This window comes from Streptomyces azureus (genome assembly GCF_001270025.1).
In the GTDB taxonomy this organism is placed as follows: Bacteria; Actinomycetota; Actinomycetes; order Streptomycetales; family Streptomycetaceae; genus Streptomyces; species Streptomyces azureus.
The window spans coordinates 19,866-43,568 of the sequence record NZ_DF968188.1; the positions used below are offsets into that span (position 1 = coordinate 19,866).

The 23,703-nt window shown below is 70.6% G+C and carries 24 protein-coding genes and 2 pseudogenes; 13 read left to right on the top strand and 13 right to left on the bottom strand.

The genetic code is table 11. The features are described 5' to 3' along the window. Nucleotides 1–3 precede the first annotated feature (3 nt). Complete coding sequence (locus AOQ53_RS01205) at nt 4–1,188, top strand: sialidase family protein (RefSeq protein WP_059414095.1); 1,185 nt, start codon at nt 4–6, stop codon at nt 1,186–1,188. Here AOQ53_RS01205 and AOQ53_RS01210 read toward each other — a convergent pair. Genes AOQ53_RS01210 through AOQ53_RS01230 form a run of 5 tightly spaced genes read right to left on the bottom strand, consistent with a single transcriptional unit; the run spans nt 1,185 to nt 7,724 of the window. Next, nucleotides 1,185–2,117 carry a dihydrodipicolinate synthase family protein gene (locus AOQ53_RS01210; RefSeq protein WP_059414097.1) on the bottom strand — a complete coding sequence of 311 codons (933 nt, stop codon included), beginning with the start codon at nt 2,115–2,117 and terminating at the stop codon, nt 1,185–1,187. The genes AOQ53_RS01205 and AOQ53_RS01210 overlap by 4 nt on opposite strands. Next, nucleotides 2,114–3,142, bottom strand: coding sequence for an oligopeptide/dipeptide ABC transporter ATP-binding protein (locus tag AOQ53_RS01215; protein ID WP_059414099.1), 1,029 nt, complete (start codon nt 3,140–3,142; stop codon nt 2,114–2,116). Before AOQ53_RS01215 ends, AOQ53_RS01210 begins: the two co-directional genes overlap by 4 nt. After that, nucleotides 3,139–5,109: a dipeptide/oligopeptide/nickel ABC transporter permease/ATP-binding protein gene (locus AOQ53_RS01220; protein ID WP_174523213.1), complete on the bottom strand. Its 1,971-nt coding sequence runs from the start codon at nt 5,107–5,109 to the stop codon at nt 3,139–3,141. The genes AOQ53_RS01215 and AOQ53_RS01220 overlap by 4 nt, the downstream gene beginning before the upstream one ends. Then, nucleotides 5,109–6,071 carry an ABC transporter permease gene (locus AOQ53_RS01225; protein WP_059414103.1) on the bottom strand — a complete coding sequence of 321 codons (963 nt, stop codon included), beginning with the start codon at nt 6,069–6,071 and terminating at the stop codon, nt 5,109–5,111. The genes AOQ53_RS01220 and AOQ53_RS01225 overlap by 1 nt, the downstream gene beginning before the upstream one ends. 21 nt (nt 6,072–6,092) lie before the next feature. After that, nucleotides 6,093–7,724: an ABC transporter substrate-binding protein gene (locus AOQ53_RS01230; protein ID WP_059414105.1), complete on the bottom strand. Its 1,632-nt coding sequence runs from the start codon at nt 7,722–7,724 to the stop codon at nt 6,093–6,095. A gap of 249 nt (nt 7,725–7,973) precedes the next feature. Here AOQ53_RS01230 and AOQ53_RS01235 point away from each other — a divergent pair, with 249 nt between their 5' ends. From AOQ53_RS01235 to AOQ53_RS01245, 4 genes and pseudogenes are all read left to right on the top strand, one after another. Then, a complete protein-coding gene (locus tag AOQ53_RS01235; RefSeq protein ID WP_059414106.1) occupies nt 7,974–8,687 on the top strand; it encodes a FadR/GntR family transcriptional regulator in 714 nt (237 codons plus the stop codon). 41 nt (nt 8,688–8,728) lie between these two features. Further along, nucleotides 8,729–9,163: pseudogene (locus AOQ53_RS45625) on the top strand (protein-tyrosine phosphatase family protein). A gap of 111 nt (nt 9,164–9,274) precedes the next feature. Beyond that, the gene (locus AOQ53_RS01240) at nt 9,275–9,940 is read left to right on the top strand and encodes an ArsR/SmtB family transcription factor (RefSeq protein ID WP_059414108.1); all 666 of its coding nucleotides are present in this window, start codon (nt 9,275–9,277) and stop codon (nt 9,938–9,940) included. Further along, nucleotides 9,937–11,274 (top strand): MFS transporter, encoded by a 1,338-nt coding sequence (locus AOQ53_RS01245; RefSeq protein WP_059414110.1) that lies wholly within the window; start codon nt 9,937–9,939, stop codon nt 11,272–11,274. Before AOQ53_RS01240 ends, AOQ53_RS01245 begins: the two co-directional genes overlap by 4 nt. A gap of 112 nt (nt 11,275–11,386) precedes the next feature. Here the strand turns inward: AOQ53_RS01245 and AOQ53_RS01250 are convergent, their stop codons facing one another. Beyond that, nucleotides 11,387–11,842 (bottom strand): GNAT family N-acetyltransferase, encoded by a 456-nt coding sequence (locus tag AOQ53_RS01250; RefSeq protein WP_059414112.1) that lies wholly within the window; start codon nt 11,840–11,842, stop codon nt 11,387–11,389. Between the two features lie 261 nt (nt 11,843–12,103). On the opposite strand from AOQ53_RS01250, the gene AOQ53_RS40140 reads away from it, so the two are divergent. From AOQ53_RS40140 to AOQ53_RS01265, 4 genes are read left to right on the top strand one after another with little or no spacing between them, the layout of a single operon-like run. Beyond that, nucleotides 12,104–12,310, top strand: coding sequence for a hypothetical protein (locus AOQ53_RS40140; RefSeq protein WP_078945089.1), 207 nt, complete (start codon nt 12,104–12,106; stop codon nt 12,308–12,310). After that, nucleotides 12,307–12,522 carry a hypothetical protein gene (locus tag AOQ53_RS01255; RefSeq protein ID WP_059414114.1) on the top strand — a complete coding sequence of 72 codons (216 nt, stop codon included), beginning with the start codon at nt 12,307–12,309 and terminating at the stop codon, nt 12,520–12,522. Before AOQ53_RS40140 ends, AOQ53_RS01255 begins: the two co-directional genes overlap by 4 nt. A 26-nt stretch (nt 12,523–12,548) precedes the next feature. Beyond that, nucleotides 12,549–13,295 (top strand): DNA repair protein RecO, encoded by a 747-nt coding sequence (recO, locus tag AOQ53_RS01260; RefSeq protein WP_059414116.1) that lies wholly within the window; start codon nt 12,549–12,551, stop codon nt 13,293–13,295. A gap of 34 nt (nt 13,296–13,329) precedes the next feature. Next, nucleotides 13,330–14,160, top strand: coding sequence for an isoprenyl transferase (locus AOQ53_RS01265; RefSeq protein WP_059414118.1), 831 nt, complete (start codon nt 13,330–13,332; stop codon nt 14,158–14,160). Between the two features lie 125 nt (nt 14,161–14,285). Here the strand turns inward: AOQ53_RS01265 and AOQ53_RS01270 are convergent, their stop codons facing one another. Genes AOQ53_RS01270 through AOQ53_RS01285 form a run of 4 tightly spaced genes read right to left on the bottom strand, consistent with a single transcriptional unit; the run spans nt 14,286 to nt 17,464 of the window. Then, nucleotides 14,286–14,705, bottom strand: coding sequence for a Fur family transcriptional regulator (locus AOQ53_RS01270; protein ID WP_059414120.1), 420 nt, complete (start codon nt 14,703–14,705; stop codon nt 14,286–14,288). A 58-nt stretch (nt 14,706–14,763) separates the two neighbouring features. Beyond that, nucleotides 14,764–15,666, bottom strand: coding sequence for a metal ABC transporter permease (locus AOQ53_RS01275; RefSeq protein WP_059414121.1), 903 nt, complete (start codon nt 15,664–15,666; stop codon nt 14,764–14,766). Continuing rightward, nucleotides 15,666–16,433: a metal ABC transporter ATP-binding protein gene (locus AOQ53_RS01280; RefSeq protein WP_059414135.1), complete on the bottom strand. Its 768-nt coding sequence runs from the start codon at nt 16,431–16,433 to the stop codon at nt 15,666–15,668. The genes AOQ53_RS01275 and AOQ53_RS01280 overlap by 1 nt, the downstream gene beginning before the upstream one ends. 20 nt (nt 16,434–16,453) lie before the next feature. Then, nucleotides 16,454–17,464, bottom strand: coding sequence for a metal ABC transporter substrate-binding protein (locus AOQ53_RS01285; RefSeq protein ID WP_059414123.1), 1,011 nt, complete (start codon nt 17,462–17,464; stop codon nt 16,454–16,456). 184 nt (nt 17,465–17,648) lie between these two features. On the opposite strand from AOQ53_RS01285, the gene AOQ53_RS01290 reads away from it, so the two are divergent. After that, nucleotides 17,649–19,031 carry a glycine--tRNA ligase gene (locus AOQ53_RS01290; protein ID WP_059414125.1) on the top strand — a complete coding sequence of 461 codons (1,383 nt, stop codon included), beginning with the start codon at nt 17,649–17,651 and terminating at the stop codon, nt 19,029–19,031. A 61-nt stretch (nt 19,032–19,092) separates the two neighbouring features. Here the strand turns inward: AOQ53_RS01290 and AOQ53_RS01295 are convergent, their stop codons facing one another. Then, a complete protein-coding gene (locus AOQ53_RS01295) occupies nt 19,093–20,196 on the bottom strand; it encodes an endonuclease/exonuclease/phosphatase family protein (RefSeq protein WP_059414126.1) in 1,104 nt (367 codons plus the stop codon). Between the two features lie 245 nt (nt 20,197–20,441). Between AOQ53_RS01295 and AOQ53_RS01300 the strand changes: the two genes are divergently transcribed. The 3 genes from AOQ53_RS01300 to AOQ53_RS01310 all read left to right on the top strand — a co-directional run bounded on the left by AOQ53_RS01300 (nt 20,442) and on the right by AOQ53_RS01310 (nt 23,020). After that, nucleotides 20,442–21,446, top strand: a complete 1,005-nt coding sequence (locus tag AOQ53_RS01300) for an aldo/keto reductase (RefSeq protein WP_059414137.1) — start codon at nt 20,442–20,444, stop codon at nt 21,444–21,446. Nucleotides 21,447–21,472: 26 nt separating this feature from the next. Then, nucleotides 21,473–22,060, top strand: a complete 588-nt coding sequence (locus AOQ53_RS01305) for a TetR family transcriptional regulator (RefSeq protein ID WP_059414128.1) — start codon at nt 21,473–21,475, stop codon at nt 22,058–22,060. Nucleotides 22,061–22,153: 93 nt separating this feature from the next. Further along, nucleotides 22,154–23,020 (top strand): GNAT family N-acetyltransferase, encoded by an 867-nt coding sequence (locus AOQ53_RS01310; RefSeq protein ID WP_059414130.1) that lies wholly within the window; start codon nt 22,154–22,156, stop codon nt 23,018–23,020. 49 nt (nt 23,021–23,069) lie between these two features. On the opposite strand, the gene AOQ53_RS01315 is transcribed toward AOQ53_RS01310, so the two are convergent. Both AOQ53_RS01315 and AOQ53_RS45630 read right to left on the bottom strand, forming a co-directional pair. Then, the gene (locus AOQ53_RS01315; RefSeq protein ID WP_059414132.1) at nt 23,070–23,276 is read right to left on the bottom strand and encodes a hypothetical protein; all 207 of its coding nucleotides are present in this window, start codon (nt 23,274–23,276) and stop codon (nt 23,070–23,072) included. Nucleotides 23,277–23,348: 72 nt separating this feature from the next. Then, nucleotides 23,349–23,581, bottom strand: a pseudogene (locus AOQ53_RS45630) (hypothetical protein); the annotation flags it as partial. Between the last annotated feature and the right edge of the window lie 122 nt (nt 23,582–23,703).

The following is a 23,703-nucleotide window of genomic DNA, read 5'->3' on the forward strand; positions in this document are numbered from 1 at the left end:
GGGATGACACTCCTCAGACGCACACTCCTCGTCACCGCCGTCCTGTTCACGCCCCTCACCGCCACGACCCACGCCTCGGCCGCCCCCGGCTGCACGTCCTCCGTCCCGTACGTCTCGGGCGAGGGCGGCTACGACACGTACCGCATCCCGGCCACCGTCACGACCGCCAAGGGCACCGTCCTCGCCTTCGCCGAGGGCAGACGCGGCGGCGCGGGCGACACCGGCGACATCGACGTCGTTCTCCGGCGCTCGGCGGACGGCGGCTGCACCTGGGACCCGCTCACCGTGGTCGCCGCCGGGGACGGCGACACCCGGGGCAACCCGGCACCCGTCGTCGACCCGCGCACCGGCGCCGTCGTACTCCTCACCTCCTACAACAGCGGCGAGGTGACGGAGGCCCGGATCATGCGCGGCGAGGTCACGCCCGAGCAGAGCCGCCGGGTGTTCGTGCAGCGCAGCCGGGACGACGGCCGGCACTTCACCCCGCCCCGCGAGATCACCGCGCAGGTGAAGGCCCCGTCCTGGCGCTGGTACGCGACCGGCCCCGGCCATGCGATCGCCCTCACCCGGGGCCCGTACGCGGGCCGTCTGGTCGTCCCCGCCAATCACTCGGCGTCCCCGCCGGCCGGCTCCCCGGACACCGGTCAGGAGCCCCGCTACTACGGCGCTCACGCGCTGCTGAGCGACGACGGCGGCAGGACCTGGCGGCCGGGCTTCGTCGACGACTCGTACGAGGGGACCCACAACGCCAACGAGTCCACAGCCGCCCAACTCCCGGACGGCAGGGTGTACTTCAACGCCCGGGACCAGCACGGCACGAGCCCGGGCAACCGCCTCGACAGCCACTCGCCGGACGGCGGCCGGTCTCTCGACCGCCCGTACACCGTGCAGCCCACCCTGAACGAGGTCCCGGTCGTCCAGGGCAGCGTCCTGCAACTCCCCGGCCGCCGCGGTCCGTTGCTGTTCTCCGGTCCGTCCGTCCCCACCGCCCGCCGGGCGATGGCCGTCTGGCGCAGCACGGACGGCGGCGCCACCTTCACCAAGGCGCTGACGCTCTCCCAGCGGCCCGCGGCCTACTCCGACCTGGTGCCGCTCGGCCGGAAGACGGTGGGGATCCTCTACGAGACCGGGGCCCAGGGGCCCTACGGGACGATCGAGTTCCGCCGCCTCCCGGCCGACGGGCTCTAGAGCAGCCCCGCCGCCGCCAGGTACTTCCCGACCCGCTCCACCTCGTCCTGCGACAACGGCACCTGCGGCTCCGCCGTGGCCGGGCAGTCGATCACGCCCCGCAGGTGCAGCGCGGCCTTGAAGGCGCCGATCGCCGAGGAGCCGGGGCCCATGCGGGCCGGGTCGCCGACGGTGACCATGCCGAACAGGGCGCACAGCCGCTCCTGTTCGGTACGGGCCTCCGCCCACTCCCCGGCGCGGCACAGGCGGTCCAGGCGGGCGTAGCCGTGCGGGTCGACGTTGCCGAGGCCGGGCACCGTGCCGTCCGCGCCGACGGCGAGCGCCGCGTCGACGATCAGCTCGGAGCCGGTCAGCACGCTGAAGCCGGTGATGCCCTGGTGGGCCCGGGCGCCGGTGACGACCCGGCGGAAGGCGGCCAGGTCGCCGCTGGAGTCCTTGAGTGCGGCCAGGACACCGTCGGCGGCCAGCTCCAGGATCACGTCCGCGGGCAGCTTCGTGTGGACGGCGACGGGAATGTCGTAGGCGACCACCGGGACCGGGCTGGCCCCCGCGACCACGCGGTAGTGGCGGGCGATCTCCGCCGGGTGGGTCCGGGCGTAGAACGGGGCGGTGACGACGACCGCGTCCGCGCCCGCCGCCGTCACCGCCGCGACATGGCCGAGGACCCGGGCCGTCGTCATGTCGATCGCCCCGGCCAGCACCGGGAGCTGCCCGCTCACGTGGCCCGCGACCGACTCGACCACCAGCCTGCGCTGCTCGTCCGTCAGATACGCGGCCTCCGATGTCGAGCCGAGCACGAACAGGCCGTGCACCCCGCCGGCCACCAGATGGTCGACCAGCCTGAGCAGCGAGGGGACGTCCACCTCGCGGTCCGGTGTCAGGGGCGTGCAGACGGGCGGGATGACACCGGTCAGCGAGGTGATCGTCATGGGGCCTCCATCGGGTCGCTCCGGCGGACGAGGTCGCGGGTCGACTCGTCCTCCTGGACAGGATGGTGGCAGCGGAAGCGGTGGGCGGGGGCCGACGCGGCCGAGAAGTCCGGCATTGTCTGCGCGCACGTCCCGTCCGCCTTCCAGCAGCGCGTGCGGAACGGGCAGCCGCTCGGCGGGCGCGTCGCCGACGGGACCGGACCGGCCAGCGGGATCGGGTCGATCGGGTCGAGCAGGCCGGGCGTGGCGGAGAACAGGGCACGGGTGTACGGGTGCCGGGCCCGGTCGGTGACCAGGGCGGCCGGGGACTCCTCGACGATCCGGCCCAGGTACATGGTGATCACGCGGTCGCTCATCCGCCGTACGGTCTGGATGTCGTGCGACACGAACACCAGGGCCAGGCCCAGGCGTTCCTTCAGGTCCAGCAGCAGATTGAGGATCTGCGCGCGGACCGACACGTCCAGGGCACTGGTCGGCTCGTCCGCCACGACCAGGTCCGGGTCCAGTGCCAGCGCCCGGGCGATCGCGACGCGCTGCCGCTGCCCGCCCGACAGCTGGCCCGGCAGGGCGTCGGCGAGGGCCCGGGGGAGGCCGACCAGGGACATCAACTCCCGTACGCGTTCGTCGCGTTCCCTCCTCGTGCCCCGGTCGTGCACGTCCAGCGGGTCCCGCAGGATCTGCCGTACGGTCAGGCGGCGGTTCAGGGCGGTCGACGGGTCCTGGAAGATCATGCCGGTGCTGCCGCCGACGGCCCGGCGGCGTTCGGCGGGCGGCATCGCCCACAGGTCGCGGCCCCGGAACGACACCGTCCCACGCGTCGGCCGCTCCACACCCACCAGCACCTTCGCCAGCGTCGACTTCCCGCAGCCCGACTCGCCCACCACGCCGATGGTCTCGCCGGGCGCGATCGTCAGGTCGGCGCCGGTCAGGGCGTACACCCGGTCGCGGGTGAACAGGCCGCCGCTGCGGGCCTTGTGCACGACGTGCGCGTCGGAGAGCTCCATCAGGGCGGGCCGCTCGGTCATGACACCGCCTCGGTCTCAGTCGTCGCCAGCTCTACGGCCGGGTGATGGCAGGCGGCCGTGTGCGCCGGCGTACCGGTCAGAAGGGGAGCCGTCGTCCGGCAGACCCCGCTCGCCCGCGGACACCGGTCGGCGAACCGGCACCCGGCCGGGAAGTCGACGGGGGACGGCACGACCCCCTTGATCTGCGTCATCCGCTCCTGCGCCGACTCCAGCGACAGCACGCTGCCGAGCAGGCCGCGCGTGTAGTGGTGGGCCGGGGCCTCCACCAGGTCGGCGGTCACGCCGATCTCGACGATCTGCCCGCCGTACATCACCGCCACCCGGTCGGTGACGTCCGCGACCAGCGCCAGGTCGTGCGAGACGAGGATCAGCGCGAAGCCCAGCTCCTCGCGCAGCCGCAGCAGCAGCTCTATGACCTGGGCCTGCACGGTCACGTCGAGGGCGGTCGTCGGCTCGTCGGCGACGATCAGCTTCGGGTCGCGGGACAGGGCCATGGCGATCAGGACGCGCTGCCGCTGCCCGCCGGACAGTTCGTGCGGGTAGCTGCGCAGGGTGCGCCCGGGGTCGAGGCCGACCATTGTCAGCAACTCGGCGGGACCGCGCCGCCCGCCCCGCCGCACGACCTGTTTCAGTTGCGCGCGGATCGTCATCGCGGGGTTCAGTGACGACAGGGCGTCCTGGTAGATCATCGCCATCTGGTGGCCGAGGAGTTTGCGGCGTACGCGCATCGGTTCGGCGAGCAGGTCCCGCCCGCCGAACCGGACCTGGCCCTTGATGCGCGCGCCCTTCGGTGCCAGCCCCATGATCGCGAGCGCGGTCAGCGACTTGCCGCAGCCCGACTCGCCGACCAGGCCCAGCACCTCACCGGGATGCACCTCGAAGCCGATGCCGTCCACGATGTCCACGCCGCCGTGCCGCTGGTCGAAGCCGATGGCGAGGTTCTCCACCGCGAGTACCGGCTGCCCGTCCCGGGGCAGTTGACGGGCCCGGGCCCGCAGCCGCCGGGCCGCCTCCGTCAGGCCGGGCAGTTGTACGACCTCCCCGCTGCCGGGTTCCGGCGCCTGGAGCCGGTCGTCCTCGGGGACGTCCACGTCCCGCGCCGACGGGGCCGCCCACGCGTCGGACACCCCCTCGGACAGGATGTTCAGCGACAGCACCGTGACCAGCATCAGCAGGCCGGGGAACACCGTCGCCCACCAGCCGCCGGTCAGCACCATGTTCTTGCCGTCCGCGATGACACTGCCCCAGGACGGGTCGGGCGGCCGTACGCCCGCTCCGATGAAGGACAGCGACGCCTCGAAGACGATCGCCTCGGCGACCTGCACCGTGCAGAACACCAGCACGGGAGCCGCGCAGTTGATCGCCACGTGCTTCAGCACGATGTGCGGTGTCCGGGCACCGATCACCCGTTCCGCCGTCACGTAGTCCTCGCCGTACTGGTCGAGGACGTTCGCCCGGACGACCCGCGCCACCGGAGGCGTGAACAGGAACGCGATCGCGCAGATCAGCACCGTGATGCCCCCGCCGAACACCGCCACCAGCACGGCGGCGAGCGCGATGCCCGGGAACGCCATGACGACGTCCAGGCAGCGCATCAGCGTCTCGTCGACCGCCTTGCGCGAGGTGGCCGCGACGGCCCCGAGCAGCGCCCCGACCACCAGTGCCAGGCCGGTGGCGCCGAGCCCGATCGCGAGCGACCAGCGCGCCCCGTACATCAGCCGGCTGAGGATGTCCCGGCCGAGGCTGTCCTGGCCCATCCAGTGCCCGGCGGACGGATGCCCCGTGCCGTCGACGGGCGGCTGCTGGTCGAGCGGGTCGTGCGGGGCGAGCAGCGGCGCGAGCAGCGCCAGCAGGACGACGACGGCCAGGAAGCAGACGGCGGCCTTCGACAGCAACGGCAGCCGGCGCCAGCCGCGCAGCCGCACGCCGGGCCGGGACAGCGCCTCGGTGAGGCTCTTGCGGGTCATCACGTGGTCGCATCCCTCAGTCGCGGGTTGACCAGCAGGTAGAGGACGTCGATGACGAGGTTCACGACGACGAACCCGGCCGCCGTGGTCAGTACGACGCCCTGGACGACGGCCGGATCACCGTTCTTCACGGCGTCGATCATCAGCTTGCCCATGCCGGGCAGCGAGAAGATCGTCTCGATGACGACCGCGCCGCCGAGGAGATAGCCGACGCGCAGCCCGAGCACGGTGAGCGGGTTGATGAGCGCGTTCCGCAGCACGTTCCGCCCCACGACCACGCGCGGCGGCAGCCCGCTCCCGATCGCCGTCCGTACGTAGTCCTTGTCCAGCTCCTCCACCACCGCCGTCCGCACGATCCGGGTCAGCTGCGCCGCCACCGGAAGGGAGAGGGCGAGGGCGGGGAGCGTCATGGTCTTCAGCCACCCGGTGAAGGAGTCGGCCGGGTTGATGTAGCCGCCGGTCGGGAACCAGCCCAGGTCGACCGCCAGATACTGGATCATCAGCAGCGCCAGCCAGAAGCCGGGCGCCGCGACACCGGTCAGCGACACGACCCGGATGACCTGGTCGGGCAGCCGGTCCCGGTAGATCGCCGCGGTAACGCCGCCCACGAGGGACAGCACGACCGCGATGCCCAGGCCCAGGAAGGTCAGCTGGAGGGTGAGCGGCAGCGCGGTGGTGACCTGGTCGACCACCGGCGCCCGGGTCAGCGCGCTGGTGCCCATGTCGCCGTGCAGCAGGTCGGCGACGAAGTCGGCGTAGCGCACGGGCAGCGGGTCGAGCAGGCCGTGTTCCTCGCGGAAGTCGTGCAGTTGCTGCGGTGTCGGGTTGGCGCCCTGGAAGAACGCGGACGCCGGGTCGACGTCCGAGAACCGCATCACCAGGAACACGAACAGCACGATGCCGAGCATCAGCGGCACGAGCAGGGCGACCCGGCGGAGCAGGATGCGGACGACGGCGATCACGTGACGGCAACCCCCTGTCGCCTAGGCCCACTTGGCCTGAAGCAGGTTGATGCCCGGGTACGGTTGCGCCCTTATGCCGCTGAGCTGCTTCGGGTCCCAGGCCGTCATCAGCTCGTTGTGGACGACCGGGTAGAGCACGGCCTGTTCGGCGACGACGTCGATGTAGTCCTGGACCATCGCCTTCTTCTTCTCGGGATCCGGCTCCCTGGTGGCCCGGTCCATGTCCCTGAAGAGAGCCTTGGCGACGGGGTCGCCCGCCCACCGCGTGTACTGCATCCACAGGTTCTCGGGCCCGTAGTTGTAGTGCATGATCAAGTCGGCGTCGAGGCCGAACTGGTTGGGGTTCGAGGCGGCGGCGACGACCTGGTAGTCCTGCTTCTGGTCCATCTTCGTGAACACGGCCGTGGTCTCCTGCGGGGACAGGGTCGTCTGCACGCCGATCGCGTCCCAGGAGGACTTGATGGTCGGCAGGCAGTCGACGATCCAGCTCACGTTCACCGCGAGGATGTCGATGCTCAGCCCCCTGACCCCGGCCTCCTTCAGCAGCGCCTTCGCCCTGTCGGGGTCGTGGTCGTAGACCGTCTTGGCCCGGCGGTAGGACGGGTTGCTCTCGTCGAGGAAGGAACTCGACGGCTTCCCGTGGCCCTTGAGCGCGACCTCCACCATCTTCTCGGTGTCGATGGCGTAGTGCAGGGCCTGGCGTACGCGCACGTCGTCGAAGGGCTTGTGCTTGGTGTTGAACATCAGGAACAGGTTGTTCATCCCGGCGCCGCCCGCGACCGTCAGCCCGCTGCTCTCCAACTGCGCGATGTTGGCATACGGGATGTTGTCCGCGATCTGCGCGCCGGCGCTCGACCCCGAGATCTTCGCGACGCGGGGTGCCGCGTCCACGATCGTCAGCCAGTTCATCTTCTGGAAGGCAGGCTTGCGCGGGCCGTTGTAGCCGTCGAACGCCTCGAAGGTCGTGTTCGACTTCGGGTGGTGCGCGGTCTGCCGGTACGGACCCGAGCCGATCGCCTTGCCCTTGATGGCGTCGTCCCAGGCGCCCGGCCGCGAGAACACGTGCTTCGGCATGATCTTGGCGAGTGTCAGCCGCGAAAGCCCGTCCGGGAAAGGGAACTTGAGCACCAGCTCCACGTTCTGCGCGTCGACCTTCCGGACCTCCTTCAGCCAGCTCGCGAAGAAGCCCTTGGCGAGGGTCTGGGTGTCCGGGTCGAGGATCCGCTCGAAGACGAAGACCACGTCGTCGGCGGTCACGGGCTTGCCGTCGTGGAACTTCGCCCCGGCCCGCAGCGCGAACTTCCACGACGTGCTGTTCGGGTCCTTCGGCACCTCGGTCGCCAGGGCCGCGTACGGCTCGCGGGAGATCGGGTCGGTGTCGAGCAGGCCCTCGTAGATGTGGTTGTTGGCGGCCATGCAGAACGCGGACGCCGTCTGGGTGGGGTCCCAGCTGCCGTCGTTGCCGTAGCCGATCACCGCGGTCAGCGTCCGGTTCGCCCCGCTGCCGCCGCCACTGGTGTCGTTGGTGGACTCCGGCCCGGACGAACAGGCCGAAAGCGACGCGGAGACGGCGGCGGCCGCGCCCAGCGCGCCGGTGTACTTCAGGAACGTCCGGCGGTGCGGCGCCGGCACGTCGTGGGTCACGTCGCGCACGGGGTCCTCCAGCGAGAGATCTGGAAAGGAAACGAGGGGGCGAGCAGAGGAGATACGACGTCCTACGTCCTGCGGTCAGCGCGACCATAGGAGGGGTCGTGGAGGCGGTCAAGGGATCGCACACGAATGGCGTATCTGCCAGAGGTCGGACCAATGGCGCTGGAGCAGACGCTAGTTGACGGTCTATCAGGGCAGGTCCGGCGCCGGGTACCGCCAGAGGTGGGACGTGGGACGTCCGGGGCGCGTACGATGCGGCGCATGTCCGAGGAGCCCAGGACCAGCCGGATACAACGCCAGGTCGTGCAGCTCATCCTCGACCGCAGACTCACCGCCGGCGCGCCGCTGCCCACCGAGACCGAACTCATGGAGGACCTCGGCGTCAGCCGCAACTCCGTCCGGGAGGCACTCAAAGCCCTCCAGGCCCTCGACATCGTCGAGATCAGACACGGCTACGGCACCTACGTCGGCCAGGCCTCCCTCACCCCCCTCGTCGACGGCCTGACCTTCCGCACCCTGGCCCGGCACGACGACGACACCGGCGCCCTCGCCGAGATTCTCCAAGTCCGGGAGGTGCTGGAGGAGGGCCTGATCCGCCGGGTCGCCGCGACGGTCACCGAGGTGGAACTGGACAGGCTGGAGGGCGTGGTGACCCGCATGGAGTCCGCGGGCGGCACGGGCCGCTCCTTCCCCGAACTGGACCGCGAGTTCCACGAGATCCTGTACGCCTCCCTCGGCAACGCGCTGGTCCCCCAGCTCCTCGGCGCGTTCTGGACGGTCTTCCGCCGGGTCTCCGGCGCTCGCGGCTGGACCGACGACCCGTCCCCCGAGATCACGGTCCGCCGCCACCGCGACATCGTCACCGCCCTGCGCGCCCGAGACGTCGAGGGCGCGCAGCGGGCGATGGCGGTGCACTTCCGGGGGATCGAGGCGCGGGCGGCGGAGGAGTCGCGAGGGGTGGGCTGATTCCGCTCCCGGGGGAGCGAGCGCGGAGCATCGTGAGCGGCGTGACTGAGCTGTGGAACGAGAGCGACGCCGGTGTCCTGCGCCTGCCCTCTGGCCGACTGGTACGCGGCCGAGGCCTCCGCCACCCCCTGGACCCCACCGCGCCCACCCCCTCCTACGGCCTCTACTGCTCGGCAAGCAGCCTCCCGAGGTCCCCTGGGGGCCGACTGGTTGCGCTGGCCCGACTTCCGCCTCCCGTCGGACCGGGCGGCCGCCCGGGGGGTGCTGGCGAGCGCCTGGGAACGGGCCGCCGGGGAGCGCGTGGAGATCGCCTGCGGCGGTGGCCGGGGCGCACGGGGACGGCCCTGGCCTGCCTGGCGGTGCTGGACGGGGTGCCGGGGGACGAGGCGGTGGCGTATGTGCGTCGCCACTATGACCGGAAGGCCGTGGAGACGCCGTGGCAGCGGCGGTACGTACGGAGTTTCGGCGAGGGCTGAGCCCCTCCTTCGGCCGGGGACGAGGCCGGCCGGCGCAAGCGAGCTGAACCGCAAAGGATTCTTCGCGAAGACACCTTTGCGAAGAACTCTTTGCGGACTACCGTGTGTCGCATGGCTGATGCAGAGGAGAGGCCGGATGGCCCGAACGTCGAAGAGGACTCGGTTGTCCTGGACGCCAAGGGGCTGCGTGCCCTGGCGCATCCGGTGCGCGTGCAGTTGGTCGGGCTGCTGCGAAAGTACGGCCCGTCGACGGCCACCCGCCTCGCGGAGCGGCTGGGTGTGAATTCCGGTACGGCCAGCTACCACCTCCGGCAGCTCGGCGCGGCCGGTTTCGTCGAGGAGGACACCGAACGCGGCAACGCGCGAGAGCGCTGGTGGCGTTCGGTGCACCGGACGACCTGGTTCAACGATCCGGAGCTGCCCGAGCGGGAGCCTGAGGCCTCACTGGCCTACCGGCAGTCCGTCGCCGCCGTCTACACCCTGCGCACGCAACAGACCCTGAACGGGCTTCAGGCGATGCCCCGCGCATGGCGGAACACCTTCGACATGAGCGACTGGGCCTTGCGGCTCACGCCCGAAGAAGCCGCCGCCCTGTACCGGGAGTTGACGGAAGTCATCGCGCGCTACCGGCGAGACGCACCGGAGACGGCGGCAAGTGCCCCCGAGGGAGCCGAACGGGTCGCCGTGATCACGCAGATCCTGCCCGAACTGGATGCGCCTGCCGCGTCGTCGCTCCCTTCCGGCCCTCAGGAAGAGGAAGGAAGCCCGACGTCATGACCGACGACGCCTCGGAGGCCGGCGGCATACCCGGCAAGAGATCCTTACGGCCGCTGGGCGGGGTGCTGGCAGCCATGACCGTGTCGCTGACCGGCACTCGGATCTCCGTTGTGGCACTGCCCTGGTTCGTCCTCGTCACAACCGGCAGCGCCACCCAGACCGGACTGGTCGCCTTCTGCGAGATGACTCCCTACGTGGTGGTCAAGGCGTTCACCGGACCACTGGTGGACCGGATCGGCCCGCGGGCCGTTTCCTGGACCACCGATCTGGCCAGCGCGACCGCCGCCGCCGCGGTTCCCCTGCTCCACGCCCTGGACCTGCTCTCCTTTCCCCTTCTGCTGGTTCTGGTCGCGCTGATCGGCGCGGCCCGGGGACCCGGCGACCTGGCCAAGGAGGTGATGGTCCCGGAGGCGGCCGAGCGCAGCCGGGTGCCGCTGGAGCGGGCCACCGGTCTGTCCGGCGTGATCGAGCGGCTCGCCTCTACCGTCGGCCTGGCGATCGGCGGATCCCTGGTGGCGCTGCTCGGCCCCCTGACCGGACTCGCCGTCAACGCGGGCTGCTTCGCCCTCGGATCAGTGATCATCAAAGTCGCGCTGCCTCGCGGCATGGGGCACGCGGCCGAGGAAGCCCCCTCGCCTGCCGGCAAGACGGCACCGGGCTTCTGGCGGCGGTTCGGCGAGGGCTTCACCTTCCTGCGCGGCGAGCCGCTGCTGCTCACCATCATCGTCATGGTCGGCATCACCAACCTGCTGGACGCAGCGTTCAACTCGGTACTCGTACCCGTCTGGGCCAGAGAGTCCGGCAACGGGCCGACCGCGATCGGTCTGACGGGCAGCGTGATGGGGGCCGCGGCGGTCGGCGGGAGCCTGATCGCCGCGGTGGTCGCGCACCGGCTGCGGCGGCGGGTGGTGGTTCTCACCGGGTTCCTGCTGCTCGGGGCACCGAGGTTCCTGATCCTCGCCGTCGATGCCCCGCTGGGGTTGGTACTGGCCGTCTTCGCGGTCAGTGGGTTCGGTGCCGGCTTCGTCAACCCAGTGCTGGGAGCCGTCCTCGTCGAGCGGGTGCCACGCCGGATGCTGGGCCGGGTCAACGCGCTCGGTGACTCGCTGGCCTGGGCCGGTATCCCTCTCGGCGGGCTGCTCGCCGGAGCGGTGGTGACCGCTGCCGGACTCGTGCCGGTACTGCTCACCTGTGGGGTCGCGTACTTCCTCACCACGAATCTGGCTGGACTGCGGCCGGAATGGCGCGAGATGGACCGTACCCGTGGGCGGAGCGTCGTGAAGCCGCATTCCAGGGAAGACGCCTCACAAGACAGCGCGAATGCAGCGACATGACGATTACGTGCACGGCGAAGCCCGGTCGCCTCGCACCGCGCTTGACGAGATCACCGCCGTTTGCGGCTGGTCACATCCGGGCGACTGCCGGATCTTTCAGGGGGTTCACCCCCTACGGGATCACTGGATGAGCAGTGTGCGGGAGTCTCAGCATGAAGATGTCGACCGGGTCCTGGGTTTCGACCGTGAAGCCGTGGCGTTCGTAGAGGCGGCGGGCCGGGCTGCCCTGGAGGACGTTCAGGCGGACGAGTGCGTGGTCGGCGTCGGTCCGGGTCAGCAGGGTGTGGAGGACGGCCGCTCCGAGGCCTCGGCCCTGGAGGGCCGGGGCGAGGTAGAAGTGCTCCAGCCAGTGGCCGTTCCCGTCGGTCTCGGACGGGCGCAGGGCGACGCTGCCCGCGAAGGCGCCGTCGGCCTCGATGACCGATGTGTGCTGGGGCGAGAAGGCGTCTCGTAGCCGCTGCCTGACCCGGTGTTCGTCGAAGCGGCCCAACCGTTCCAGGTCCGGGCGCATCACCACCGCCCGTAGTTCCGCTATCGGTTCGACGTCTGCCGGCTCGGCGGGGCGCATGGCCCAAGTCACGGGGACCGGCCGTATCCCGTCCGCCCTCGTACGCGTATCCACGGCCGGATTATGTCAGCGGCCGCTTATCGTCAATCGGCTTCCTGTCCAGCCGCTCGGAAAACCCCACTGCCTGCCGAGAACCGTTGGCCATTGCCGAACCCCTTTGTGCTGCGCCGCAGTTGTAGGGCACAGACCCCTCCCGAGTGTAGGCGCGGAGCGTCACCGCAGGGATGCGAAGAGTGAAACTCCAAAAGAAAGGGGAGCACGGTGGAGGCACGACACTCGGCGCTCTGCGTCGAAGAAGCGGAGGATGCGGTGAAAGAATTGCGGGCAGAACTCGCCAAGGCCGGAATTACCCTGCCGTCACTGGGGCTGGACCCGGTGAGTCTTGCGCGGGAAGCACCCTGTCCGCTCGTGGAATTGGGCCGGTGTTCCGTTCAGACCGCCCGGCGGCTCGCGGCGGTGCTGCGATGAAGCCCCCGGTCGGCGCGTACGTCGTGGACACCCACAGCGGCCGCATCGGCATCGTCATGGGGCATGAGGGGCCCTACGTGCAGCTGAGGCCGTACGGGGGCGGGAAGGAGTGGGACGCCGACCCCGGTGCCGTCCGGCACGCCACCCCGGCCGAGCGGCTGCGCGCGGCGACGGCGTACGCCAACGCCCGCAGCCGGGGTGAGGTCCCTTGACGCGATGACCCTGCGAGAATGACGCCATGAGTCTGTTCCGCGACGACGGCATCGTGCTGCGCACCCAGAAACTGGGTGAGGCGGACCGGATCATCACGCTGCTCACCCGCGGTCACGGACGCGTACGGGCGGTGGCCAGGGGCGTGCGCCGGACGAAGTCGAAGTTCGGTGCGCGCCTCGAACCCTTCTCTCACGTCGACGTGCAGTTCTTCGCCAAGGGGAGCGAGCTGGTCGGGCGCGGGCTGCCGTTGTGCACGCAGAGCGAGACCATCGCCCCGTACGGGGGCGGGATCGTCAGCGACTACGCGCGGTACACCGCGGGGACCGCGATGCTCGAGACCGCCGAGCGGTTCACCGACCACGAGGGCGAGCCGGCCGTGCAGCAGTATCTGCTGCTCGTCGGCGGACTGCGGACCCTCGCCCGCGGGGAGCACGCGCCGCATCTCGTGCTGGACGCGTTCCTGCTGCGGTCCCTCGCCGTCAACGGATACGCCCCGAGCTTCACCGACTGCGCGAAGTGCGGTATGCCCGGGCCCAACCGGTTCTTCTCGGTCGCCTCGGGCGGTTCCGTCTGCGGGGACTGCCGGGTGCCCGGCAGCGTCGTACCCTCGCCCCAGGCCCTGGAACTCCTCGGCGCGCTGCTTACGGGAGACTGGGAGACTGCGGACGCCTGCGAGGCGCGATACGTCCGGGAGGGCAGCGGGCTGGTGTCCGCGTATCTGCACTGGCACATGGAGCGCGGACTGCGTTCCCTGCGCTACGTCGAGAAGTAAGCGAAACAAGCAAGCACGAGGAGACGAGAAACACATGGCCGTACGCGGGATCCTGGGGCGGCAGCGCCGGGAGTACAGGACGCCGGAGCCCCACCCGTCCGGCGCGCGGCCGCCGAAGCTCGGAGAGCTCGTACCACAGCATGTGGCGATCGTCATGGACGGCAACGGGCGCTGGGCGAAGGAGCGGGGCCTGCCGCGCACCGAGGGGCACAAGGTCGGCGCCGAGCGCGTGCTGGACGTGCTCCAGGGCGCCATCGAGATGGGCGTGGGCGCCATCTCCCTGTACGCCTTCTCCACCGAGAACTGGAAGCGGTCGCCGGACGAGGTGCGCTTCCTGATGAACTTCAACCGGGACTTCATCCGCAAGACCCGGGACCAGCTGGACGAGCTGGGCATCCGGGTGCGCTGGGTGGGACGCATGCCCAAACTGTGGCGGTCCGTGGCCAAGGAGCTCCAGATCGCCCAGGAGCAGACCAAGGGCAACGACCGGCTCACGCTGTACTTCTGCATGAACTACGGGGGGCGCGCCGAGATCGCCGACGCGGCGCAGGCGCTGGCGGCCGATGTGAAGGCCGGGAAGCTCGACCCGTCCAAGGTCAACGAGAAGACCTTCGCGAAGTACATGTACTACCCGGACATGCCGGACGTCGATCTGTTCCTGCGCCCGAGCGGCGAGCAGCGCACCTCCAACTACCTGATCTGGCAGAGCGCGTACGCCGAGATGGTCTTCCAGGACGTGCTGTGGCCGGACTTCGACCGCCGCGACCTGTGGCGGGCGTGCCTGGAGTTCGCCTCGCGGGACCGGCGGTTCGGCGGGGCCATCCCGAACGAGGAGCTGCTGGCCATGGAGGGCAAGCAGGAGTAGTCCCGCAGACCAGCGCTTCACAGGCAAGGGTGGCGCAGTTCCCTCAGGGGCGCGAGGAACTGCGCGACCGGCCGCCACGGACCCGCACCCGGGAACCGGGTCTCACCCCCACGGCGAAAAGCGGCTCAGCCGCCGGAGGCCTTCGCGCAGTCCGCGCACGTCCCGAAGATCTCCACCGTGTGGGCCACGTTCACGAAGCCGTGCTCGACGGCGATGGCCTCCGCCCACTTCTCCACGGCCGGGCCCTCCACCTCGACGGCCTTGCCGCAGCCGCGGCACACCAGGTGGTGGTGATGGTCGTCGGTGGAGCAGCGGCGGTAGACGGACTCGCCGTCGGCGGTGCGCAGGACGTCGACCTCACCGGCGTCGGCGAGGGACTGCAGGGTGCGGTAGACCGTGGTGAGCCCGACCGAGTCGCCCTTGTGCTTGAGCATGTCGTGCAGTTCCTGCGCGCTGCGGAACTCGTCGACCTCGTCCAGGGCCGCCGCCACGGCGGCACGCTGCCTGGTGGCGCGGCCCTTCACGGACGGTCCAGCGGTCGTCACCGTTGCCTCCTCACGTCTGCCTTGCCCGGGCCATTGTGCCAGCCCGGGGCGGTGGCGGTCAGACGCCGACTTCGTCGGCTGTCTTCCGGGTGCCCGGAATCGCGCACTCGGCAGGGTCGTGGGCGGGATCCGCAGCCGCCTGGGCACGGGCGCGGCGGCGGGCCAGCGGAGTCGCGAGCGCCGTCAGCACGACGAAGGCGCCGATGGTCAGCAGCACGATCGTCGCGCCGGGCGGGACGTCCTGGTAGTACGACGTGACGGTGCCGCCGATCGTCACGCTCACGCCGATCGCGACGGCGATCACGAAGGTCGCGGCGAAGCTGCGGCCGATCTGCTGGGCGGCCGCGACGGGCACCACCATCAGCGCGCTGACCAGGAGCAGGCCGACCACGCGCATCGCCACCGTCACCGTGACGGCCGCGGTGATCGCCGTCAGCAGGTTCAGGGCGCGCACCGGCAGGCCCGTCACCCGCGCGAACTCCTCGTCCTGGCTGACCGCGAACAGCTGCCGGCGCAGGCCGAGGGTGACCAGGACGACGAAGGCGGCCAGAATGCAGATCGCCGTGACGTCCGACTCGGACACCGTCGACAGGGAGCCGAAGAGGTACGACGTCAGGTTGGCGTTGGAACCCGTCGGCGCGAGGTTGATGAACATCACACCGCCGGCCATGCCGCCGTAGAACAGCATCGCGAGGGCGATGTCGCCGCGGGTCCGGCCGTACCAGCGGATCAGCTCCATGAGGACCGCGCCGATGACCGAGACGAGGGTCGCCATCCACACCGGGGACCAGGTCAGCAGGAAGCCGAGTCCGACGCCGGTCATCGCCACGTGGCCGATGCCGTCGCCCATCAGGGCCTGGCGGCGCTGGACCAGGTAGATCCCCACGGCGGGGGCCGTGATGCCGACCAGGACGGCGGCGAGCAGCGCCCGCTGCATGAAGGCGTAGTCGAGGATCTCCATCAGCTCAGCAGTCCCGTGCGGATCGGTTCGTGGCCCGCGGGTGCGTGCGGGTGTACGTGGTCGTGGCCGGGCAGGGCGTGCTGCCCGACCGCCTTCGGGGGCGGGCCGTCGTGCACGACGCAGCCGTCGCGCAGTACGACCGCCCGGTCGATGAGGGGCTCCAGGGGGCCCAGTTCGTGCAGTACGAGCAGCACGGTCGTGCCCTGGGAGACCTGCTCGCGCAGCGTGTGCGCGAGGACCTCCTGGCTGGCCAGGTCGACGCCGGCCATCGGCTCGTCCATGATCAGCAACTCCGGCTCGGAGGCGAGCGCGCGGGCGATCAGGACACGCTGGTGCTGACCGCCCGAGAGGGCGTTGACCGAGTCCTTGGCCCGGTCCGCCATGCCGACGAGCTCCAGGGCCGCGCGCACGGCCCTGTGGTCCGCCTTGCGCAGCACGCCGAAGCGGGCACGGGACAGGCGGCCCGAGGAGACCACCTCGGTCACCGTGGCGGGCACCCCGCCCGCGGCCGTGGTGCGCTGCGGGACGTAGCCCACGCGATGCCAGTCGCGGAACCGCCTGCGGTCCGTGCCGAACAGCTCGATCTCGCCGGCGCCGGTCTGCACCTGGCCGATGATGCTGCGCACGGCCGTGGACTTGCCGGAGCCGTTCGCGCCGAGCAGCGCGACGACCTCACCGTGGTGCACGGTGAGGTCGATGCCGCGCAGGACGGGGCGCGAGCCCAGGTCCGCGCGGACGCCGCGCAGGGATACGACGGGCTCGGTCATGCCGTCCTCCGATGGGTCGATCACTTGGCTCCCAGGGCCGTCCGAAGGGCCTTGAGGTTGGCTTCCATGACCTGGAAGTAGTCGTCGCCGCGGGACTTGTCGGTGATGCCCTCGAGCGGGTCGAGGACGTCCGTCTTGAGCTTCGCGTCCTTGGCGAGGGTCTTCGCGGTCTTGTCGGAGACCAGTGTCTCGTAGAAGACGGTGGTGACGCCGTCGGCCTTGGCCTCCTGCTGGAGCTCCCTGACCCGGGCGGCGCTGGGCTCGCTCTCGGGGTCGAGGCCGGAGATGGCCTCCTGGGTGAGGCCGTAGCGCTCGGCGAGGTAGCCGAAGGCGGCGTGGTTGGTGAAGAAGACCTTGGTCTTGGTGTTCTTCAGACCGTTCTCGAACTCGCCGTTGAGGCCGTTCAGCTTCTTGACCAGGGCCGCGGTGTTCTTCTTGTAGTCGGCGGCGTGGTCCGGGTCGGCCTTTTCGAAGGCCTTGCCCACGCCCTCGGCGACCTCGGCGTACTTCACCGGGTCCAGCCAGATGTGCGGGTCGCGGGCGTGCTCCTCCTCCTCGGCGTGGCCCTTCTCCTCGGCGTGGCCCTTCTCCTCGGCGTGGCCCTCCTCCTCGGCGTGGCCTTCCTCGCCCTCGTGGCTGTGCTCGGTGTTGCCGTGGTCCTCGAGGGTGGTCAGGCCGGCCGCGTCGATCTTCGTCTTGATGCCGGTCTGCGAGACCGCCTCGTCGACGGCGGGCTGGAGGCCCTTGAGGTAGAGCGCCGCGTCGGCCTCTTCCAGCTGCGCCCGCTGCTTGGTGCTGATCTCCAGGTCGTGCGGCTCCTGGCCGGGCTCGGTCAGACTGGTGACGTTCGCGTGGTCGCCGCCGATCTGCTCGGCGAGGAAGGCCATCGGGTAGAACGACGCGACGACGTCGAACTTGTCCGTGTTGCCCGTCGCCGCGCTGTCGCTGGAGCAGGCGGAGAGAGCACCGAGGCCGAGAGCGGTGGCCGCGGTGACCGCGGTGGCGGATATGAGGCGTCGTCGTACGTTCATGACACTCATTTTCAACAAATATGGAAACCGTTGTCAACAAATCAGCTGAGCGGGTTCCCGGGAGGGGGCCTGGCGGTCGCGGGAGCGGGAGCGATTTGATTGAGGGGGCGCCCCCGCCGGTAACCTGAAGCATTCGCTGGAAGCAACTCGCTTCGTCGCCCGTCGTCGTAATGAAGAGAGCACCGTGGCCGCCGACAAGATCGACACCATCGTCAGCCTGAGCAAGCGCCGTGGCTTCGTATTCCCCTGTAGTGAGATCTACGGCGGCCAGCGCGCCGCCTGGGACTACGGCCCCCTGGGTGTCGAGCTCAAGGAGAACCTCAAGCGCCAGTGGTGGCGCTACATGGTGACGTCGCGCGAGGACGTCGTCGGTATCGACTCGTCCGTGATCCTGGCCCCCGAGGTCTGGGTCGCCTCCGGCCACGTCGCCACCTTCACGGACCCGCTGACCGAGTGCACCTCCTGCCACAAGCGGTTCCGCGCGGACCACCTGGAGGAGGCCTACGAGGCCAAGCACAGCCGCCTGCCGGAGAACGGCCTGGCCGACGTCAACTGCCCGAACTGCGGCAACAAGGGCCAGTTCACCGAGCCCAAGCAGTTCTCGGGCCTGCTGTCCACCCACCTCGGCCCGACCCAGGACTCCGGCTCCATCGCCTACCTGCGGCCCGAGACCGCCCAGGGCATCTTCACCAACTTCTCCCAGGTGCAGACCACCTCGCGCCGCAAGCCGCCGTTCGGCATCGCCCAGATGGGCAAGTCCTTCCGCAACGAGATCACGCCCGGCAACTTCATCTTCCGCACCCGCGAGTTCGAGCAGATGGAGATGGAGTTCTTCGTCAAGCCGGGCGAGGACGAGAAGTGGCAGGAGTACTGGATGGAGCAGCGCTGGAACTGGTACACCGGTCTCGGCCTGCGTGAAGAGAACATGCGGTGGTACGAGCACCCGAAGGAGAAGCTCTCCCACTACTCCAAGCGCACCGCCGACATCGAGTACCGCTTCCAGTTCGGCGGCAGTGAGTGGGGCGAGCTCGAAGGCGTCGCCAACCGCACCGACTACGACCTCGGCGCCCACTCCAAGGCCTCCGGCCAGGACCTCACCTACTTCGACCAGGAGGCCGGCGAGCGCTGGACCCCTTACGTCATCGAGCCCGCGGCCGGTGTCGGCCGCGCGATGCTGGCGTTCCTCCTGGACGCCTACATCGAGGACGAGGCGCCCAACGCCAAGGGCAAGATGGAGAAGCGCACGGTGCTGCGCCTCGACCCGCGCCTGTCCCCGGTGAAGGTGGCGGTGCTGCCGCTGTCCCGGAACCCGGAGCTGTCCCCGAAGGCCAAGGGCCTCGCCCAGGCGCTGCGCCAGCACTGGAACATCGAGTTCGACGACGCCGGCGCCATCGGCCGCCGCTACCGCCGCCAGGACGAGATCGGCACGCCGTTCTGCGTGACCGTCGACTTCGACACCCTGGAGGACAACGCGGTCACCGTCCGCGAGCGTGACTCGATGAAGCAGGAGCGCGTCTCCCTCGACCAGATCGAGGGTTACCTGGCGGCCCGCCTGGTCGGCTGCTGATCGCCCTTGGGCCTGCGGCGGTGCCGGGTTCCTCCGCGGAGGGGCCCGGCACCGCCGCGTTTCAGAGGTCCAGGTCCGCGTAGACGGCCGCGTGGTCCGAGGCGCGGTTCCACTTCGAGGTGACGGTGTCGAAGGACTTGACCGTGGACGGCGCCCAGATGCCGCGCCGTTCGACCTCGACGTGCTGCACCTGGTCCCACAGCGGCGGCGGCAGCATCAGGTAGTCGAGCTTCTGGCTCTCGGACGTGCCCGTGCCGTGGGTGCCCGGGGTGCCCCGGTACTCCGGGTGGCTCATCACGTCCCGCAGGCCGGTGCCCAGCAGGGCCCGGATCGCCTCGCTGGACGGTTCGTCGTTGAGGTCCCCGGCGACCACGACGTACGGAGAACGCTCCAGGGCGCTCTGGTAGATCGACGCCACGCGCCGTGCCTGGGCGATGCGCAGTTCCGGGTCGTCGCCGCTCTGGCTCTTCAGGTGATTGCCGAGCAGCCACAGCGGGGTCCCGCCGATCTGGATCTCGTACTCGGGGCAGTCCCGGCTGAAGAGGTACTCGCCCGGGCGGTCCGGGTCGGGGTCGAAGACGTGGGACCGCATGGACGTGATCGGGTGGCGGCTGAGGATCCCCACGTCGATGCCGCGCGGGTCGTTGCCGTCGATCACCATGTCGTAGGGGTACGGGGTCTTCTTCAGGTCGCCGCCCAGCACCTGCTCGTTGAACCGGCGCAGGGTCGTGCGGTCCTCCACCTCCACCACGAGCAGGATGTCGGCGTCGACCTCGGCGATCACCCGGCCCGTGTTGTGCACGACCTCCCAGTCGAGGTCGTCACGGACCAGCTCCACCCAGCCGGTCCAGCCCGAGCGGCCCTTGGCGACGATCTCGAAGGTGACGTGCTCGCCGCTGCCCCTCGTCTTGAACAGCGTCCCCTGGCCGCGGGTCTCGTTGACGAAGAACGGCCTGTCCTTGCGCGAGTCGTGTACCCGGTGCTTCTTGAGGAGCTCGGCGATGCGCTCCTTGGTCTTGTCGTCGTAGGTCTTCTTCTCCAGGAGGGAGATCAGCTTCGAGTAGTCGCTCAGGATCTCCCGGCGCTGCTTGTCGCCGGGGAGGCGGAAGACCTTGGGACGGCGGAAGAGGTTCTCCGTGTTGAAGGTGGCGATACGGATCGTCATGGCGCGCTCCCTCGGGCGGCGCAGGAGTTCCGCGCGGCCGGTGGGCAGGCGCCGCCGGGGAGACTGCTCGCCGGCTCTTCCATTCTCGGGGCGGGTGTGAGGCGTGTCGAACGGTGGGGCGGGTGAATGCCTGTGTGGTCGGCGTGATGGTGTCGCGCCCTTTCCGGTGCACGCACCACGAGCGGCTGACAAGTATCGAATGACAGATATTGAAATCTGTCACCTGTCATGTCATGGTGGAGGACATGAAGATGCGAACACGAACCCTCGGAACCACCGGCCCCCGGGTCTCCGCCCTCGGTCTCGGCTGCATGGGCATGTCCGCGCTGTACGGCGAGGCGGACCGGGCCGAGTCCATCGCGACCATTCACGCGGCGCTCGAAGCGGGCGTCACCCTGCTCGACACCGGCGACTTCTACGGCATGGGCCACAACGAGATGCTGATCGGCGAGGCCCTGCGCGCGGCCCCCGCCGCCCGGCGCGAACAGGCCCTGGTCAGCGTCAAGTTCGGCGCGCTGCGCGGCCCGGACGGCAGCTGGCTGGGCTACGACGGCCGCCCCGCCGCCGTGAAGAACTTCGCCGCGCACTCCCTCCAGCGGCTCGGCGTCGACCACATCGACGTCTACCGCATCGCCCGCCTCGACCCCGACGTGCCGATCGAGGAGACGGTCGGCGCGATCGCGGAACTGGTCGAGAAGGGATACGTGCGGCGCATCGGCCTCAGCGAGGTCGGCGCGGGCACGATCCGCCGGGCCGCCGCCACCGCGCCGATCTCCGACCTCCAGATCGAGTACTCCCTCATCTCGCGCGGCATCGAGGACGAGATCCTCCCCGCCACGCGCGAGCTGGGCATCGGCATCACGGCGTACGGCGTGCTCTCCCGGGGCCTGATCTCCGGCCACTTCACCGCCGACCGGCAGCTCGGCTCCGGCGACTTCCGGGCGATGTCGCCGCGCTTCCAGGGGGACAACCTCCGGCACAACCTGGACCTCGTCGAGGCGCTGCGGAAGATCGCCGAGCAGAAGGGCGTCAGCGTCGCGCAGATCGCCATCGCCTGGGTGCTCTCGCGCGGTGAGGACATCGTGCCGCTGGTCGGCGCCCGCCGCCGCGACCGGCTCACGGAGGCGCTGGGCGCGCTGGACGTGACGCTGGACGCGGTCGACCTGGCCGCGATCGAGGAGGCCGTACCGCCCGGCGCCGCCGCCGGCGACCGCTACCCGGCGGCCCAGATGGCGCACCTCGAGAGCTGAAGCGGGCTCCGGGTACGGTCAGGGGCATGGCACCGACCAGCGAGATCCTGACCGCCGAGCGCATCCTCGAGGCGACCGAGGAGGTGCTGCGCCGCCACGGCCCGGCCAAGGCCACGGTCGTGGACGTGGCCCGCGCGCTCGGCGTCAGCCACGGCAGCGTCTACCGTCACTTCCGCACCAAGGCGGCGCTGCGCGAGGCGGTCACCAAACGCTGGCTGGACCGCACGTCCGGGGAACTGTCGGGTATCGCCGCGGGGGACAGTGACCCTAAGGCCCGGCTGCGGGACTGGCTCGCCGCGCTGTTCGCCGCGAAGCGCCGCAAGGCGGGCGGGGATCCGGAGCTGTTCGCCACGTACACGGTCCTCACGGACGAGAACGGCGCGGCGGTCGGTGACCACATCGCCGACCTGACGGCCCAGCTGACCCGCATCATCCAGGCCGGCGTCGAGACCGGCGACTTCACCGCCGCCGACCCGCAGGCCACGGCCCGCGCGGTCTTCCAGGCGACGGGGCGCTTCCACGACCCCTGTCACGCCCGGGAGTGGGAACGGCCGGGGGCGGAGGCCGACTTCACGGCGGTCGTCGACCTGCTGATCCGAGGACTGCGGCCCTGAGGGTATCGCCGTACCCACCGGGTGCGCCCCGGCCGGTAGGGGCACAGGATGAGAAGTGAGGGGTGGGTCGCCGCGGGGGGCGCTGAGAAGGGGATGGCGATCGTGGATCTCATATTGCGTCCGGGCACTGCGGACGATGCCGCAGAGTGCGGAAGGATCTGCTACGAGGCCTTCGCCGGCATCGCCGAGGAGCACGCGTTCCCACCCGACGTCCCGAGCCCCGACGTGGGTGTCGCGCTGATCGAGGGAGCCCTGACCCACCCGGGGTTCTACAGTGTCGTCGCCGAGCTCGACGGGCGGATCGTGGGCAGCAACTTCCTCGACGAGCGCTCGACCGTCGTAGGGGTCGGGCCCGTCACCGTCGACCCCGCCGTGCAGAACGCGGGCGTGGGCCGCCGCCTGATGCGGGACGTGATGGAGCGGGCCGGCGAGCGCGGGGCGCCGGGCATCCGGCTGTTGCAGAGCGGCTACCACAACAGATCGTTCTCGCTGTACGTGAGCCTGGGCTTCGCCCACCGGGCCACCGTGGCCTGCGTGCAGGGCCCGCCGCTCCGGCGTGCGATGCCCGGGTACGCGGTGCGGGAGGCCACGGACGCGGACCTCGGCGCCTGCAACGACGTGTGCCGGCAGGTGCACGGCGTCGACCGTGGCGGCGAGGTCGCCGACGCGCTCAAACAGGGCACCGCCCGCGTCGTCGAGCGCGCGGGACGCGTCACCGGCTACGCCACCGACCTGGCCTTCTTCGCGCACGCCGTGGGCGAGACCACCCCCGACGTCCAGGCCCTGATCGCGGCGGCCCCTCGGTTCGGCGGTCCGGGCGTCCTCGTACCCGTGAGCGACAGCGTGCTGCTCAGGTGGTGCCTGTCCAGCGGCCTCAAGGTCGTGCAGCTGTTGAGCCTGATGACCATCGGCCTGTACCACCGGCCCGACGGGGCGTACCTGCCCTCGATCCTCTACTAGGGTTTGTCTCCGCCGCCCCCGGGACGCCGGCTCGTGATCGCCGGGCCGTTCAGGCCGCCGTCGGGTCCACCGTCGCCTGATGGGCCTCCGCCAGGTGTTCCTCGGCCTTCAGCCAGGGCAGGAACTGGGCGCCTCTGCGCCAGCCGCAGGTGTCGCAGCTGATCGTCCGCTGCACGCCCGTGCGCTGCACCCGCACCACGTGCTCCCGGCCGTGCTGGTCCCAGCGGCTGACCTTGCTGGTGTCGATCTGCGCCATGACGTCTCCCGCGTCCAGGAATCCGGCGGATCCGGGCCTGCTCGCAGCAAGGAGTGTGCAGCAGAACCAACATCAACAGGGTTTCCCCGGATGCGAGTTATCAGGCCGTGAGGGACCTCGAGCGACCGTACGCGGCAGCCGGGGACTCAGCGGACCGGTCAGCACCACACCGCCGAGCTGCACCGGGAGCGTCGTGACCAGGGCGTTTCGCATGCCCATCTCCGGGACGAGGAAAGGAACAGCATCCCCAGGGTCGCCACACCGAGTGCCGGCGCCGCCTGCTGAGTGATGATCATCACGCCGGCCTCAGGGCGCGGGGAACTGCGCGACCAGCCGCCGCTCACCCGCGGCTAGTGCCGCGGCAGGCAACGTTTGCCCGTCAAGGAGCGGCGTCCGGTGCGGCGAGAGGGCGTGCCGGGCGTCGCGA